At 40.0% G+C, this 15,139-nt stretch carries 17 protein-coding genes; 8 read left to right on the top strand and 9 right to left on the bottom strand.

Annotated features, from left to right (window positions below; translation table 11 throughout):
• The first annotated feature begins 28 nt into the window (after positions 1-28).
• From ACTHOQ_RS08055 to lepB, 4 genes are all read left to right on the top strand, one after another.
• The gene (locus ACTHOQ_RS08055) at positions 29-565 is read left to right on the top strand and encodes a GNAT family N-acetyltransferase (RefSeq protein ID WP_440495341.1); all 537 of its coding nucleotides are present in this window, start codon (positions 29-31) and stop codon (positions 563-565) included.
• Positions 566-586: 21 nt separating this feature from the next.
• A complete protein-coding gene (locus tag ACTHOQ_RS08050; protein WP_440495340.1) occupies positions 587-1,759 on the top strand; it encodes a M20 metallopeptidase family protein in 1,173 nt (390 codons plus the stop codon).
• A 418-nt stretch (positions 1,760-2,177) separates the two neighbouring features.
• Entirely contained in the window at positions 2,178-2,615 is a 438-nt protein-coding gene (locus ACTHOQ_RS08045; RefSeq protein ID WP_440495339.1) for a hypothetical protein, read from the top strand.
• Positions 2,616-2,816: 201 nt separating this feature from the next.
• A complete protein-coding gene (lepB, locus tag ACTHOQ_RS08040; protein ID WP_440495337.1) occupies positions 2,817-3,377 on the top strand; it encodes a signal peptidase I in 561 nt (186 codons plus the stop codon).
• 92 nt (positions 3,378-3,469) lie between these two features.
• On the opposite strand, the gene ACTHOQ_RS08035 is transcribed toward lepB, so the two are convergent.
• The 3 genes from ACTHOQ_RS08035 to ACTHOQ_RS08025 all read right to left on the bottom strand — a co-directional run bounded on the left by ACTHOQ_RS08035 (position 3,470) and on the right by ACTHOQ_RS08025 (position 5,123).
• Entirely contained in the window at positions 3,470-4,540 is a 1,071-nt protein-coding gene (locus ACTHOQ_RS08035; RefSeq protein WP_440495335.1) for a PQQ-dependent sugar dehydrogenase, read from the bottom strand.
• A 74-nt stretch (positions 4,541-4,614) separates the two neighbouring features.
• The gene (locus ACTHOQ_RS08030; RefSeq protein WP_440495469.1) at positions 4,615-4,854 is read right to left on the bottom strand and encodes a GNAT family N-acetyltransferase; all 240 of its coding nucleotides are present in this window, start codon (positions 4,852-4,854) and stop codon (positions 4,615-4,617) included.
• Positions 4,773-5,123, bottom strand: coding sequence for a GNAT family N-acetyltransferase (locus ACTHOQ_RS08025; protein ID WP_440495334.1), 351 nt, complete (start codon positions 5,121-5,123; stop codon positions 4,773-4,775). The genes ACTHOQ_RS08030 and ACTHOQ_RS08025 overlap by 82 nt, the downstream gene beginning before the upstream one ends.
• Before the next feature lie 256 nt (positions 5,124-5,379).
• Between ACTHOQ_RS08025 and ACTHOQ_RS08020 the strand changes: the two genes are divergently transcribed.
• A complete protein-coding gene (locus tag ACTHOQ_RS08020) occupies positions 5,380-5,712 on the top strand; it encodes a four-helix bundle copper-binding protein (RefSeq protein WP_440495333.1) in 333 nt (110 codons plus the stop codon).
• A gap of 242 nt (positions 5,713-5,954) precedes the next feature.
• Positions 5,955-6,428 carry a hypothetical protein gene (locus ACTHOQ_RS08015; protein WP_440495332.1) on the top strand — a complete coding sequence of 158 codons (474 nt, stop codon included), beginning with the start codon at positions 5,955-5,957 and terminating at the stop codon, positions 6,426-6,428.
• A 118-nt stretch (positions 6,429-6,546) separates the two neighbouring features.
• Here ACTHOQ_RS08015 and ACTHOQ_RS08010 read toward each other — a convergent pair whose 3' ends face one another.
• From ACTHOQ_RS08010 to ACTHOQ_RS08000, 3 genes are all read right to left on the bottom strand, one after another.
• Positions 6,547-7,374, bottom strand: a complete 828-nt coding sequence (locus tag ACTHOQ_RS08010) for a methyl-accepting chemotaxis protein (RefSeq protein ID WP_440495331.1) — start codon at positions 7,372-7,374, stop codon at positions 6,547-6,549.
• A 465-nt stretch (positions 7,375-7,839) separates the two neighbouring features.
• Positions 7,840-8,133, bottom strand: coding sequence for a DUF5316 domain-containing protein (locus ACTHOQ_RS08005; protein WP_440495329.1), 294 nt, complete (start codon positions 8,131-8,133; stop codon positions 7,840-7,842).
• Between the two features lie 75 nt (positions 8,134-8,208).
• Positions 8,209-8,781 (bottom strand): histidine phosphatase family protein, encoded by a 573-nt coding sequence (locus ACTHOQ_RS08000; protein ID WP_440495328.1) that lies wholly within the window; start codon positions 8,779-8,781, stop codon positions 8,209-8,211.
• Between the two features lie 99 nt (positions 8,782-8,880).
• Between ACTHOQ_RS08000 and ACTHOQ_RS07995 the strand changes: the two genes are divergently transcribed.
• On the top strand, positions 8,881-9,498 hold the full coding sequence (locus tag ACTHOQ_RS07995) for a Type 1 glutamine amidotransferase-like domain-containing protein (RefSeq protein ID WP_440495327.1): 618 nt from the start codon (positions 8,881-8,883) through the stop codon (positions 9,496-9,498).
• Between the two features lie 572 nt (positions 9,499-10,070).
• Here the strand turns inward: ACTHOQ_RS07995 and ACTHOQ_RS07990 are convergent.
• Both ACTHOQ_RS07990 and ACTHOQ_RS07985 read right to left on the bottom strand, forming a co-directional pair.
• Positions 10,071-11,081 carry a MazG nucleotide pyrophosphohydrolase domain-containing protein gene (locus ACTHOQ_RS07990; RefSeq protein WP_440495325.1) on the bottom strand — a complete coding sequence of 337 codons (1,011 nt, stop codon included), beginning with the start codon at positions 11,079-11,081 and terminating at the stop codon, positions 10,071-10,073.
• 62 nt (positions 11,082-11,143) lie between these two features.
• Positions 11,144-11,686, bottom strand: a complete 543-nt coding sequence (locus ACTHOQ_RS07985) for a GrpB family protein (RefSeq protein ID WP_440495324.1) — start codon at positions 11,684-11,686, stop codon at positions 11,144-11,146.
• A gap of 332 nt (positions 11,687-12,018) precedes the next feature.
• On the opposite strand from ACTHOQ_RS07985, the gene ACTHOQ_RS07980 reads away from it, so the two are divergent.
• Positions 12,019-14,007 carry a methyl-accepting chemotaxis protein gene (locus tag ACTHOQ_RS07980; protein ID WP_440495323.1) on the top strand — a complete coding sequence of 663 codons (1,989 nt, stop codon included), beginning with the start codon at positions 12,019-12,021 and terminating at the stop codon, positions 14,005-14,007.
• 134 nt (positions 14,008-14,141) lie between these two features.
• Here the strand turns inward: ACTHOQ_RS07980 and ACTHOQ_RS07975 are convergent, their stop codons facing one another.
• Complete coding sequence (locus tag ACTHOQ_RS07975; RefSeq protein ID WP_440495322.1) at positions 14,142-14,993, bottom strand: LysR family transcriptional regulator; 852 nt, start codon at positions 14,991-14,993, stop codon at positions 14,142-14,144.
• Between the last annotated feature and the right edge of the window lie 146 nt (positions 14,994-15,139).

Genomic DNA, 15,139 nt, shown 5'->3' with positions numbered 1-15,139 from the left:
ATAAATTACAATTGAAAAGAGGAACAAGATGTATACAGATCAAGAATTAACAATCCGCCCCATTACAGAAAATGATATGGAGCGCTTATGGGAGCTTATTTATAAAGATGAACAGCCTGAATGGAAAAAATGGGATGCCCCGTATTATCCGCACAAAGCAATGCCGTACGAGAGCTTCATTCAAGCCGAACAGGACTGGATTGGCGATGAAAGCTATTGGGTCATTGAAGTGGCTGGGGTTGTCCGCGGCATCATTTCCTACTATTGGGAGCACGAGCCGTCAAAATGGCTTGAAATCGGCATTGTCCTTCATGAAGCCGGCTCTTGGGGCAGAGGCATCGGCACACGCGCATTGAAATTATGGATTGCTCATCTATTCCGGACAATGCCGCTCGTACGTGTCGGTTTTACTACATGGTCAGGCAATGAACGCATGATCCGTGTCGGTGAAAAGCTCGGCATGCAAATGGAAGCAAGAATCCGCAAAGTGCGCTACTATGACGGGCATTATTATGATTCGATCCGCATGGGCATTTTACGGGAAGAGTGGGACGCATTACAATAATTGATTTTAGGGGTGGATGAAATGGTTATTACAGAAAAACTGCAGGCAAATTTTAATGAAATGGTCGATGTGAGAAGACATTTGCATATGTATCCCGAGCTTTCTTTCAAAGAAGTGAACACACCGAAGCTCATTGCCGAAAAACTTGTCTCTTACGGTATTGACGTTAAAGAAAATGTCGCCGGTAATGGTGTTGTCGGTTATTTGAACGGCGCCTTTGACGGGCCGACAATTGCATTTCGCGCAGACTTCGATGCATTGCCGATTCAAGACGAAAAAGATGTGCCCTACAAATCGAAAATTGATGGAGTAAGCCATGCTTGCGGGCATGACATTCATACTGCTGCATTGCTTGGTTTAGCGAAAGCACTTGCCGATGTGCGCGAAATGCTGCACGGGAATATTGTATTCATTCATCAGTTTGCAGAGGAAGTCGTTCCTGGCGGGGCAAAAGCGATGGTGGAAGCAGGTTGTTTAGATGGTGTCGATTATGTGTATGGTTCACATGTTTCTTCATGGAGCGAGCTTGGCACTGTGCTGTTTTGCGAAGGCTATTCAATGGCAGCCGCGGACTTCTTCGAGCTGACGATTCAAGGAAAAGGCGGTCATGGCGCATCTCCGCATCAAACGGTTGACCCGATTGTCGCAGCAGCCCAATTCGTATTTGGTGTGCAGCCGATTGTAAGCCGCAATACCGACCCGATTGAATCAGCCGTTATTACAATCGGCAAAATCGAAAGCGGCACGGTCGGCAATGTTATTCCTGATAAAGCATATTTGACAGGTACCGTTCGTACATTCAATCCGGATGTACGTGATATGGTAGAACAAAAATTGGAGAATTTATGCAGAGCAATCGAAATTCAATACGATGCAAAACTCGATTTCCGCTATACACGCGGCTATGATGCCGTTTACAATCATCCAACTGAAACAGCCGCCCTCCGTGAAGCCGTTTCGATTAATTTGCCGGAGCTTCAAGTAGCGAATGTGCCGCCTCGTATGGGCGCTGAAGATTTCACGTACTATTTGCAGGAAAAGCCGGGCACTTTCTTCTTCGTTGGCGGCGGTAATCCTGAAATCGATGCAACATACCCCCATCACCATCCAAAGTTTAATGTTGATGAACAATCAATGCTGCATATTGGCGATGTATTTTTAGAAGCACTTAAATTGCATGGGGTAGTAAAGTAAATATTTGTGCAGGGACTTAGCTGATGGCGCTGAAAAGATGAAACTAAGGCCCTTTCTCGAACTAGATTAAATTCATGTTTTACTGATAAAGATTCTGGCTCTCAATTAAGTGATGAGGGAAATAAGCGGAGGTTTTCCGCTTATTTATGCAAGAGAGCTCGTTTCGGAGGAAATAAGGGGAATTTTTCCGTCTATTTATTCGCGTTGGCAATTAAATTGATCTGCCACCGATAATGGCTGGCGTATAAAATATAAAAACACATTTCTTGAAGAAACGAGCCCGATTGTTGTGCTAGTAAAAACCTGTTAATTGAAATGGAAGTTCTGAATATAAATTACAGATTTTCGGTGCTTTCAATCTATGTACAGCATTTTTTAATCGATACTCGCTGATTTTGCATAAAGGAGATTGTAACTTATGAAGCATCTAAAAATAATCGCAATACTTTTCATTACTGTTATTGCCATTTTCCTTTTTGCGAATAGTGGTCGCCCCAATGTTTCGGTTAAAGCGGACGACAAAAGGGTGACAGTGCTGGAAAGTTCCTACTGCTGGAATGAAATTTGGCGCCAGCAATGTGTCGACTACATCCTGCCCCCTGAACAGATAAAGGAAAAAGAAGTAATCCCTACTGTTGTCGCTCCCCAAAGCAATATTGAAATCAAATTCAATAAAGAACCTATTGAAGAGATTTATGTATCGGTATGGAATAATGAGCAGCTAGGTGAAATTGAAATTACCGACAATACAATTACCGCACCAGAAGAAAGCGGCATTTATATTTACGCTGTATCCGGCCGATGGAGCAAAGGAAGCGCTTCTTATGTGTTTAGTGTAGAGGTAGAGACGGAATAAGTTTTTTGAAGCAGATCATGAAAGCTCGTCAATCCTCCTTCCCTCTCTTGTCTGCTTGGACGAGAATTTATATATGCACATCGTAAATCAAAATTTTTCAGAAATTATTTTTACATCCTTAAATGTTATGAGAAGAGGAAACTTTTCACTGTTTTTATTGTCTTATAAGAAAAGAGCGATCAGGAAAAGGAGGTCATCAAATTGAAAAAGGAAAAAAATGAACTATTGGAATGGCTGAAAATTATTGCAATTACCGCACTGTTTGTCGTGGCGGTCCGCACCTTTATTTTCACGCCGATTGATGTTGAAGGGGCTTCCATGATGCCGACGTATGAGGATGGGGACAAGATTATTGTCAATAAAATCGGAAAAACGATCCATGATATTGAGCGGTTTGACGTCGTTGTATTCGATGCTGTAGACGATGAATATTTCATTAAACGCATTATTGGCCTGCCGGGAGATCACATCGAATATAAAGACGATGTGCTTTTTATAAATGGTGAAAAGTTTGAGGAGCCCTATTTGGACGAATACAAAGCGGAATTATTAGGGACAGGGGATTTAACATATGATTTCACGCTGGATGAACTGGCAGGCGTCTCAGAAATTCCTGAAGACTATTATTTCGTAATGGGAGATAACCGTCATAAAAGCACTGATAGCCGTGACCCGCGCGTCGGTCTCGTCTCAAAAGAGCAAATCCTTGGGACGGCAAAAATCCGTTTTTATCCGCTCGATAATATTGGCTTAGTAAAATAAACAGGACAAACTGTTATCGGATGAACACCCGAAACAGTAGCAAAAAGGACAGTAAAAGCTAAAAATGCTTTTATTGTCCCCTGTTATTCTTTCTATAGGCCGAGCTCGTATAGCTGATCGTCGTTGTCGTTAGGCTTTCCTCGCCCATCTGTATTGTTTGTCACAAAGTACAAGCGCTCTTCTTCAATCCATACATCGCGGATACGCCCTACATTATTGACAATTTCTTTTACTTCCTTCGTTTCTAGATCAAATTCAAGTATCGCAGTCCCCCGCAGTGCAGCAACATAGAGCTTCCCATTGTAAAATGCCACACCTGATGGAGCCCATGTGTTTCCATCACCCGATGTAAAAAGCGGTGAAACGAGTCCGCTTTGCTTTTCTGGACCCTCAATTATCGGCCAACCATAGTTTTGCCCTGCTTTAATTTCATTAATTTCATCATTTGCGCTCTGCCCGTGCTCACTTGCATACATTGTTCCATCTTGTGTCCAAGTGATCCCTTGCGGATTGCGATGGCCATAGCTGTATACATAGGAATGAGGGAATGGATTGTCTTCCGGGACGCTTCCATCCAAATTCAGGCGCAGTATTTTACCGCCTAATATTTTTGTATCCTGCGCAATTTCAGGGCTTGATGCATCGCCCGCAGTCGCATACAGTTTGCCGTCCGGTCCCAGTTTCAAGCGCCCCCCGTGATGATATGTGCCACTAGGGATTTCATCAATGAGCACTTTCCTCTCGTGCCAACTATTGTCTTCTAGCCGAAGCAACACAATCCGGTTAAACTGTTCACTTCCTTTTTCATACGTGTAATACGCATATGCCTCATTGGACTGGTCAAAATCAGGCGCCAGCACAAACCCAAGCAAACCCGTTTCTGAAGCAGTCGAAAGTGCTTGTTCCAGCTTTACTTCCTGACGCATCACTTCATTCTGCACAACTTTTGCAATATGCCCAGTACGCTCCGTCATATAAAAAATGTTGCCAAGTTTATTGATTGCCCATGGTGCGTCAAGTTTACTTGCGATGACTTCCCATTGACCTTCAACAGCCCCAATTTGTTTTTCGGCATTTAAGACTGGCTCGGCTTGCTTCTCGTTTGTATTACACCCAGACAAAAGCAGCATGGCCATTCCTGCATAAACAATTTGCTTTTTCATGTGCTCCCCCTCTCACCTATACACTTAGCCTTTAATAACTGCTCCCCAATGGCACTTCCGTCAGAGACTTATCTTCATTCATCTAAACAATATTTATATTGAACAAGTTTTGCTTCTTCGCCTAAATAAAATTCGCTGCCATTTGTGCCTACTTCCTTAAAACCAACCTTTTCCAGCATTCTTCGGGAACGAATATTTGTTTCATGCGTTTCAGCCAAAAAAGTTGTAATCCCTAATCGTTCACGGGCGTAATCAAGCAGCTTTTGCACGGTCTTGCCGCCAATTCCCTCACCCCAAAGCGCTCGTTCGCCAATGGCAATTCCGATTTCCGCATGACCATTTTGATGTCCGCTAAATCTGCATAGCCAATAAGGACATCATGATATTCGATACCCAAACGTATGAAATTTTCGCTGTTTAGTGCCACGCAACGTTGCCACCATTTATAAAGTTCTTCCTGATTACGACTTAAGTCCCAGCCATTTGCTTCACAAAAGCGGGCATCTTCATTCCATTTCATTATGATTGGAAAATCCTCTATCCTCAATTTACGTAAAGAAAGGTTTTCTGAATTATTCTCCATCCTTCTTCCCTTCTTTCATTGTACATATGCTCGATACAGCTGTCGGATAAATAAGTTTATGATAATCGCTTCTCACGATGATGAGTTTAAGAAATATTATAGACTAAAGTAATAATAACTTTATATTGCTCTTCCGTCCTTGGCTTTTCATCAAATTAGCAATCTCAAAGTTTCTTGACCCCTCCATTTCAAAAAGTTTATCTATACGCTATCGGGGTATCCTATAATTATACTAAACATGGAGGAGGAAGGAAAAATGCATGAACAATTTAAAGAGTGCATCGATGAATGCCTTGCTTGTGTAATAGAATGCAACCATTGTTATGATGCATGTCTACAGGAGGAAAATGTGAAAATGTTGCAGGAATGCATCCGACTTACCCGGGAGTGTGCAGATATTTGTGCCTATGCAGCATCTGCTATGTCCCGTGCAAGTACGTTCGCCACTGAAATCTGCAAATTATGCGCCGATATTTGTGAAGCATGTGCAAATGAGTGCGAAAAGCATAGTAGCCACCATGAGCATTGCAAGAAATGTGCAGAAGTTTGCAGAAAATGCTCCGAGGCGTGCAGAACAATGGCGAGCTAATCCAAAATCGTATTTCTTTTTTGAAAATACTTAAGCCGCGATCCCCAAAAATATTACGATATGGTTCAACGAATTGGTGGTTTTCTTTCCTATTAAGAAACCCACCTCTTTTCATAATGCTATTCATTAAATCACTTCATTTTTTATAAACATTTTGCCCATCATATTTTTCAATCCCCGCGAACATAATAAAATAAAATCAGGCAAAAATATGTGTATCTCAAAAAAATGGAGGTGGAATAATGAAATCAAGAGCATTAACATTAGTTATTTTATCAAGTTTCTTTCTCATATCTTTTTCTCCTGCTGAAGCTTCAAATAAAAGGACATCAGCTGTAGAAATTTCTTCGCCCAAATTGGAATATCCGGATAATCAAAGCAAAGCCTTTAGCGAGGTAGATGAATTTTATAATCAATTAGACAAAGCCATCTATGAGGAATATGAAAATGCTGCATTCAGCATGAGGGAAAAAATCTCCTTTAAAGAGGCCGAGGATACAAAATATATATTTAATGTGAAAACAAAACTGGGCAATGAAAAAACTGAAAATCCAAGCACTCCCCATATCCACCCGAATCGGCAAGTCTATTTTTTCGGGTCCTTTCATCAAAATGAAAAAGAAGAATGGCATAAATACGCGGTAATCGATGCTGAAACTAAAAACCTTCTTCTTGGAGGGAACCATTACCATAAATATGAAAACGGGTATGAATAAACTAACTAAACGATGATAAAAGCTTGGCGATTTTTTGTAGATTAGATACACGAAAGTTTCTTTATAAAAACCATTCCAAAACAGCATCAGTCTTTGTTCTGGAATGGTATATATCAAATTAGCTGTTTACATCACTAATTTCCATTAATTTTTCCGCTGTGCCATTCACACTTCCATAGGCATGGTTAAGCTCATTCATACTTGCTGAAAACTGCTCCGTAAATGCGGCAATTTGACCGGTCGTCCCATTCACGTCTTCAATCGATACCCGAATTTTATCGAGCTGTGCGGCAATTTTTTCGGCACTTTCCTTACTGTTTTGCGCCATTTTTTGGATTTCCTTCGCTACTACCGCAAAGCCTTTTCCATGCTCGCCGGAACGTGCCGCTTCGATGGACGCATTCAGGCCTAAAATTTGGGATTTTGAAGCAATTCCTTTTACAAGCTCCACCATTTGATTGATTTGATGAATATCGGATGTCATCGTTTCAGTTGATGCAACAAGTCCATCCAAGCGATTTGATACATCTATGCTTGCGGACGTCAATTCTTCGTTCGTTGCGGTCATTTCCTCTACCGCACTCGATAGTTCCGTCGCTAAATGACGCATCGAATCCATCTTTTCGTTTGAAATGACAGCGCTCACAACACCGATCATCTCAGCGCCATCAAAAATTGGCTGGGCAGTTGCAATATAGGCAAACCCAAAATGTTCAGGACCTTTCTCTTCCCTTAGAAAGCTTTTCGTCGTCAACGCCCGCTCTGTGACCGTACCTTGGAAATCCGATATTTTCATGCCTATTGTCATTTTTAAGTCAATTAACTTTCCTCGCTGATATCCAACAACTTCTTCCTTGTCAGCAACAACGATACAAGCATCTTCCGGAAAAGTTGCCTGATATAAATCCATAGTGTCCACTAGCGCTTGTAATTTTGAATGCATCATACATCTCCCCCTTCAAAAATATTATACTACAAATAGTATTTTGTTTTTAGAATAATCAATTAAATAATGTAAACTTAAGAAAATCAACAAAAAAATCCCCTTCTTATATTAAAAAAAGGGGGGAAGCTTTACGTTGGGGATAACAAAATGTTAAAAAGCTTATATATTATGCCGCCGATGCTTAAACAGTTTATTTAATGGTACGCTCTTTCAATAAGAATATTTCATGGATAAAAGCGCCAGCTGTGACAGATCAAATAATAGCAGGAATTAAAGACATAGCTATTACAAATAAAAATGGCAGGAATATTACATGTATACTTGTCAAAACTACTAAAATCGTTAATAAAACGCGTCCTATTATTAGTATTTTCCCCCATCCTCCAACATTTCCCTAAAATACATTCGTGCCACTAAAGCATGAACTGTTTTTGCCTCTTTGCGGATTTTATTGGAAAGCTCTTCTTAGCTCCCCGCCAAAAAATAGAAGGCTAATGCCACTACCATATTGGGAATAGCTATTAAAACAGCATTAAACGCAATCTTATTTCTTTGAAGCCGATTTTCATATGTCTCCGTTGCTGAATTAAGCCGCATGCGATCCCCGCTAATAAACACCCCTGAAAAGATGCATGCTGCTACAAGCAAAACTAAACCCGTTCCGCTAGTAATTACAGGAATCATATGAACACCCCAGCCAATGATCGAGATGACGACGCCAATTAATGCCACTACCGCACCGACTAACAAATATTTCAAATCCATTCCTCCTTTATGTCTCATATGGCTGGATATTGGAAAGTTTTCACGTTTTGCGGGGAGGGATCTCTCTTTTTATTTTCCGCCCAAATGCCCTATTTCATTGAAGCTCTTAATATACCATCCACCATTATTCCGGATGATTTCCGATAAACAAGCATTTGCTAATTTTGTTTTTCCTGAGCCAATTTCACTGTTTGAAAGTACTGCCAGAATACAATTAATGACCGCTCCATGTGCTACTAAAATGACTTTCTTTGCGTTTTGATACTGTATTATTTGATTTAACCCTTCCATTACACGAGCTATTAAAGCATCTCTTGATTCTTCGTTTGGATAAACTAAATCCGGAAATTTTGCCAAGCGTTCCTCATAGTTCATTCCTTCTGCATCCCCATAGTTGCGCTCTATAAATAATGGCGCCTCTACTATTGGCAGCATACTTTTATGCGCAATAATTTGAGCTGTTTGTTTAGCGCGTTTTAATGGACTTGTCATCACGAGTACATACGATTTATCCTTTAAAAAATTGGCACAAATTTCAGCTTGAGCAACTCCATTTTCATTCAACTCGATATCAGTATGTCCCTGTAGCTTTCCGACTTTATTCCAATCTGTTTCCCCATGCCTTACTAAACATATTTCCATCACATATTCCCCCTTGCATTATTTAAAGTCTATTTTTAAAATTGGAAATTATTGTACAATACATATTAAGCAAATAACAATCCAATTGTGGAGGAAAGGATGACAATAATGGACCGACATATTATCGCCATTTCAGGGGGCGGGTTTTCTGAAGAACGAGACGCATTGATCGATCAATACATACTTGGTCTCGCCCAAAAATCTTCATCTATCCGCATTGCCTTTGTCTCAACTGCCAGCAATGATAGCAAAGATTATATTGAAAAATTTCATAATGCATTTCAAGATTTTGAAACAACTCATATTACTAAACAGGATTTTGCTGAGCCTGATATTCAGGAGTTGGTCAATGCACAAACAATCATTTATGTGGGTGGCGGCAATACTAAGTATATGCTGGATACTTGGAAAGCAGCAGGTTTTGATAAATTGCTGAAAAATGCTTATAGGCAAGGTGTTATTTTAGCGGGTGTCAGCGCTGGGGCGATGTGTTGGTTTGAGCATTGCTACAGCGAAGTGAATGGGCATTATACACAATTTGAAGGTTTGGGTTTATTAAAGGGCGCTTTTTGTCCGCATTATGAGGAGCCCGAACGCAAGCAATTATTTAATGCATGGGCAAGCACAAATGGAATTACTCCGGCCTATCCATTAACAGACAACGAAAATATCCATTTCAAAAATGAACAATATGTTATGAAATTAACGAGTTATTAATTTTGCATGGCTAGATCCAGCTAACGCGATTTTCGGAATAGGTGGAGTTTTTTCATTTATATGCTTCAGCTTATAGAAGCAAAAATACCGAAAATTCGTGTGGGCGCTGAAAATCTGTTTTTTCATACTGGGGTTGATTTCAATTACTTTCAGGAAGTACATCTGTATTCATTTTATGGGCTTTTATTGCCTCGCCGAAAAGGAGTAGGCATATTCCTGAAAAGCTGAAGATTAATTGAGGCTAAGTGGCAAGGATACCGACCTCTGCATGGAGCTGGGAAGTCGAGCCGGGTGCCCCCTATATAGACGGACGAATTCCGCCTAATTGCAAAATTAACAAAAAAATCACCCAAATAGACGGAGAGATTCCGCCTATTCAACCGAAAAGCAGGAAAATAGGGGGTTTTACTCTGAATAACCGGAAAAACTCCCCTTATTTACCTTTAAAATGAGTTCATTTTTTATATAAGTGGAAAATCTCCGCTTATTTCCGCTCGTCACTTCATTGAGAACTAGAATACATACCGTAGAAAATGAAACAAACCAATTTCAAACAGGCAGCGGCCTTAAACTCACTGCCCTTTCTTCATATCCTCCATCGGTGTATCCTTATCAGTGAACAGGACCATAAATGGGACATAAAAATACGTCAAGGAAATGACCATTAATGCGGAGAATAACAGGACATAAGCAAAATGCAAACTATTCAGCCAAATTGGAATTAACGGCAACACAAAATAAGGAATCTTATTCAGGGAAGACCTTCTTTCCAAATAAATAGGCTTTTGACAGCTATCGCATTTTTCGCGGTATGCCATATATGTCTTACTGAAGATTTGCTTTCTCGTAAATAGCGTTTGACAATGCGGACAGCACGATTGCTCATGATTACATATATCCTTTAATACGATTAATGTAATGAACAACACGGACAGCAACACAAAAATAAGTTGGCTGTACCAAAAACTCGAAAAGTACACAGTGCCGGCCCATATAAAAATAAGCCCTAAAAACACCGCTGCTTTTGGCAAAATCGGCTTTTCCAAAAATGCATACAGCTCCTGAACCCTTCCATTTGCTTTCCAATGGTCCGTATGCCTAATAACTTTTTTCGCCAGTATATATATGAAAATAAGCTCAATCGAACTAACAACCGACCACCCCATTTCAGCCAATGTTAAGCCTTCAAATATAGATTCACTATTTGTGGACGCGATCGTGCTATTTAAGAATGACCAGCCATTCGGCGAAATATTGATCATGACGAAAAAGGCAGTAAGCATAATAAATGCCGGTAAAATAATCGGTATATATGAGCGCTGTTTTACAGGGGGCTTTTTGGCATTTGCTAAGTCAATATTATTTATACTGGCAATCGCCACAGCATAATGGATGACGTCCACCAGTTCTTTTTCCAAAGAAGCATTTACATTAGCCGATTTTCGACCTTCCATTTGATTTAGCACTTCAGCGACCTCGCCAACTTCTTCGACCAATTTCATAAACAGCCCAGATGAATTTCGGCCCTCTTTGTATTTTAGCGACAAATACTGCTGTAATTCCTGAAATGTTAATTGCCCCATAATTAAACCCTCACATATATTATTCTCTCATCATTTTATTACTATCCACTTCATTTATTTAGCTAATCCCGCTTTTCCTCCATCATCTTTGAGAAAATCGTCTGGACAAATGCTTCTTTATAATTTGTATAACTAAGAATTCCTTCCAGCCCCGTTTTTAAAAATGACTTCTTCATATTTTCATATTGTTGTTTTATAGCTGGGTAGGCATTCAAATAATCTCTGAAAAACAGCATTTCCCTCCACTTTTCCTTATGCAGATCAACAATATGAATAAAATGTGTTTTCGTTTCAAACGTTTCATCCACAAACTTTGCACAAACAATTTCATTTGGTCTCTCCACTTTTAATCTATAAAATCCTGCATTTTGAAGCTCTTTGAAAAAGGGCTTTTCAAGCGATCTCACATCCGCCACTCCAATTAAAATATCGATAACCGGTTTTGCATATATACCTTCAATCGCTGTACTGCCTATATGCTCGATTTGCGAAGCATCCAAATTTGCACAAGCCATAATCTCTGCCCTTATTCGTATAAATTCATCCTTCCATCGCTTGTCATAAGGAACGATAACTACTTCATTATTTTTTAGACCAAGCTTCAAAGAAATCTCCTCCCCTGTATATATACAGTAAGCGATATGCCATATTTCAACAAGTCTATCACTATTTAGGTAATTACACTTAAATAATATATCAGAAAACTTCCATCATAGACGACATAGCCATGCTTATATTCCTTTTTTATGTATTAGAAAGGTTCACTGCCGCCTAAATATCATAAAGAAGTTTTTTTATGTTTCAAGTCCATGTCAGGAATTTTAATTTTATGACAATTATCAATCCTTTTAATGGAAAATTAAATTTTTTTGCAATATTCCTTATTTATCATTATATTGAAAGTATTATATTATTACTATTTTTGAGGAGGGAAAGTATGAAAATGTCTGTAAAATGGAAGATTATTGGAATCGTCATTACGATTGTTATTATTGGTTTGAGCTCTTTGGCAACCGTTAGTTCCCTTATCATTTCAAATAAAACAGAAGAAGATGTTATCGACCAAAGCAAGACGATTGTTGAACAGCTATCGACGAATGTTCAAACAATCCTTGGCACTTATGGACAATCACTGCAAATGATTGCCCAGTCCGATGAAATCGAAAATTATTATTTAAATAACGCAACGCTTTTCGATGAAGCAGATGAAACATTGCGTGAAGATTTTCAAACATTTTTGGCTACATATTCAAATGCGTCCGGAATTTATACAGCTGATGTGGAAGGGTTAATGTACGAGCCTCACTTTGAAGGTCTTGAGGATGTCGATGCGACAACACGCCCTTGGTATCAGCTGGGCATCGAAAATCCGGATGCAGTCAGCTGGACAGAACCTTATTTGGATGCGGCGACTGGAACTTTTACTATTACAGGGGTTACAGGAATCAAAGTGAACGACCGGATAATCGGTGTTCTCGCTGCGGATATTTTATTAACAAACTTAACAGAAATGGTTTCTTCGATGGAATTGGGCTATAACGGATATGCGGTCATTTTCGATCGTACAGGCTTAGCCATTGTCCATCCCGAATCGGCGGGTGAAGACTTGTCCGGTGAATCCTACGCCCGGCAGCTGTTGGAAACGACCGAATCAGCAACAATCAAGGATTCCATAAATAATGTGGATAGCATCATTATTTCAGAACGAATAGACAATGTAGATTGGACAGTAGCGACGATTTATGATAAATCCAGCTTAAATAGTACAGCGACAGATATTCAAAAAATCATCTTCTTGATTACGATTGCGATATTGGCTATTACGTTTATCGTGCTGTATTTCTTCATTTCCAAAATTATTAGACCGCTTTATACACTCGGTACGTTGATGGGGCAAGTTTCCCAAGGTGATTTGACCGTTCAGATTGATGTAAAAGCGAAAGATGAAATCGGCCGTTTGGCACATCACTTCAACTCGATGATTCTTGAAATGAAAAATATTATCAGTATCGTCAAAAACTCTTCTGAACAAGTGAATGATCGCTCACAGCATTTAAGTGCGATGGCAGAGCAAACAAGCGCCTCTTCTGTACAAGTGGCACATGCTGTAAATGAAATTGCGATTAGTGCGGCGAGTACGTCAGAGCAGGCAGATGTCGTAACAGAGCAATCAACAAGCTTAAGCGAAAAAATCAACAATATGAATGAGCTGTCGGACCAAGTGGAAATAACAACGAAAGAAGCGGCAGCATTGAATCTTGAAGGTCGCCAAAAAATGGATGACCTATTAGAGAGCTTTACGGATAATGATCAGGAACTGGAGGAGCTGACAAAGGTCATCAGTACGCTGGAGTCCCAAATCGGCTCGATTGATTCGATTATGAATACCATTTCGTCCATTTCAGCCCAAACAAACTTACTTGCTTTAAATGCTTCAATAGAGGCAGCACGCGCCGGGGAGCATGGCAAAGGATTCGCTGTTGTCGCTGAGGAAGTGAGAAAACTTGCCGAACAATCGGCCGATGCAACAGAAGTCGTTAAAAAGACGATTACGGAGCTTCAAAGCCAGTCCCATGATGTAACGAGCCGCATGAATGAGATGAAGCAGTCCTTTAATGAGTCAAACGATGTCGTCAATACGACGAGCGAAATGTTCGCACATCTGTCTGATTTAATTGATCGGGTGAACCAATCTTTCATCGCTGTCCATTCGGAAATCGACAATGTGAATAAATATAAGGATCGTGTGCTTGATACGATCGAGGAAATGTCTATGAATTCACAGACAGCGGCAGCGGCTTGCGAGGAAGTAAGCGCATCGACAGACGAGCAATTACATGCCATTCAATCTGTTGCGCAGGCTTCAGAGGAATTAAACCAATTAAGTACAGACCTTGCAAAAGCCGTTAGTCGTTTTAAAGTTTAAATATAATCGGACAATTGTTTAAAATTAAAAGTGCGGACGAGTACAAATTGTACAGTGTCCGCACTTTTTTTCGTGCTCCTTCATTAAACTACGGCATACCAATCAATGAAAGTTGTTTGCCAGCAATAAATGATTTATCTGTTTTGCTCGATTGTTTCTATGAATTTTTCGATCGTTGATGTTAAATAAGCATCCGCTCTTCGTACGAAAACCGTCTTTACTTTGCTATATTCACTCGGAAGCGGATGACATAGGATTTCTCCATTCCTCTCTAAATGCGCCACTGCCGACTTAGGAACAAACGAAACTCCGAGCCCCATCGCGACACTGCGCAAAATCGTTTCCAATGTCCCAAATTCCAGCACTTTTTGCGGTGTGATGTTCTGATCCTGATACCATATTTCCAAGCGGGCCCTGTAACCACAACCTTTTCTAAAACATAAAAATGGTTCGTTTTTCAGTTGTTCAAGCGTCGGGTTTTGCGTACCCGAAATTAATACGAGCTCCTCATCAAACACCTCATAACATTCAAGGTCTGGATGCACATTTGATGCTGTAATAAATGCCCCGTCCAATTTATGATTCAGTACCTCTTCCTCCAGGTTTTCGGTCACACCCGTTATTAAAGACAAATCCACATTTTTATAACTTTTTATATAAGAAGATAAAATGTCAGGCAAATGATAGACCGTTTCGACTGTCCCAATTTCCAATTTCCCGCTTGGTTCATTTTTATTTAAAACGGACCTTTTCATTTCGTCTGTCAGCAATAACACCTTTTTGCTGTAGGCCAACAACTTTTTTCCTTCAGGCGTCAATGTCATACCGCGCCGGTGCCTGTTAAATAACGGGGTATTCAATTCTGCTTCAAGCTTCTGAATTCTCGATGTAATATTTGATTGCACATAATTCAGCTCTTTCGCTGCCTCTGTAACAGTACCCTTCTCCGCTACAAGCTGAAAGATTTCCAAGTCCTTAAATTCCACTATATATCCACCGTCCTTTTACCCATTCCTTTACTGTAGCATGGTATCAAAAATAATGATATCAATTATTACTTTTATTCATTTTACGAGATATCAATAGGGCTGTAAGATGATGTAGATATCAATTTAGCGAAAGAGGTTAGAAG

The sequence above is a fragment of the Solibacillus silvestris genome (assembly GCF_051967575.1).
GTDB lineage: Bacteria > Bacillota > Bacilli > Bacillales_A > Planococcaceae > Solibacillus > Solibacillus silvestris_B.
This window is presented reverse-complemented; position numbering and strand designations above follow the sequence as displayed.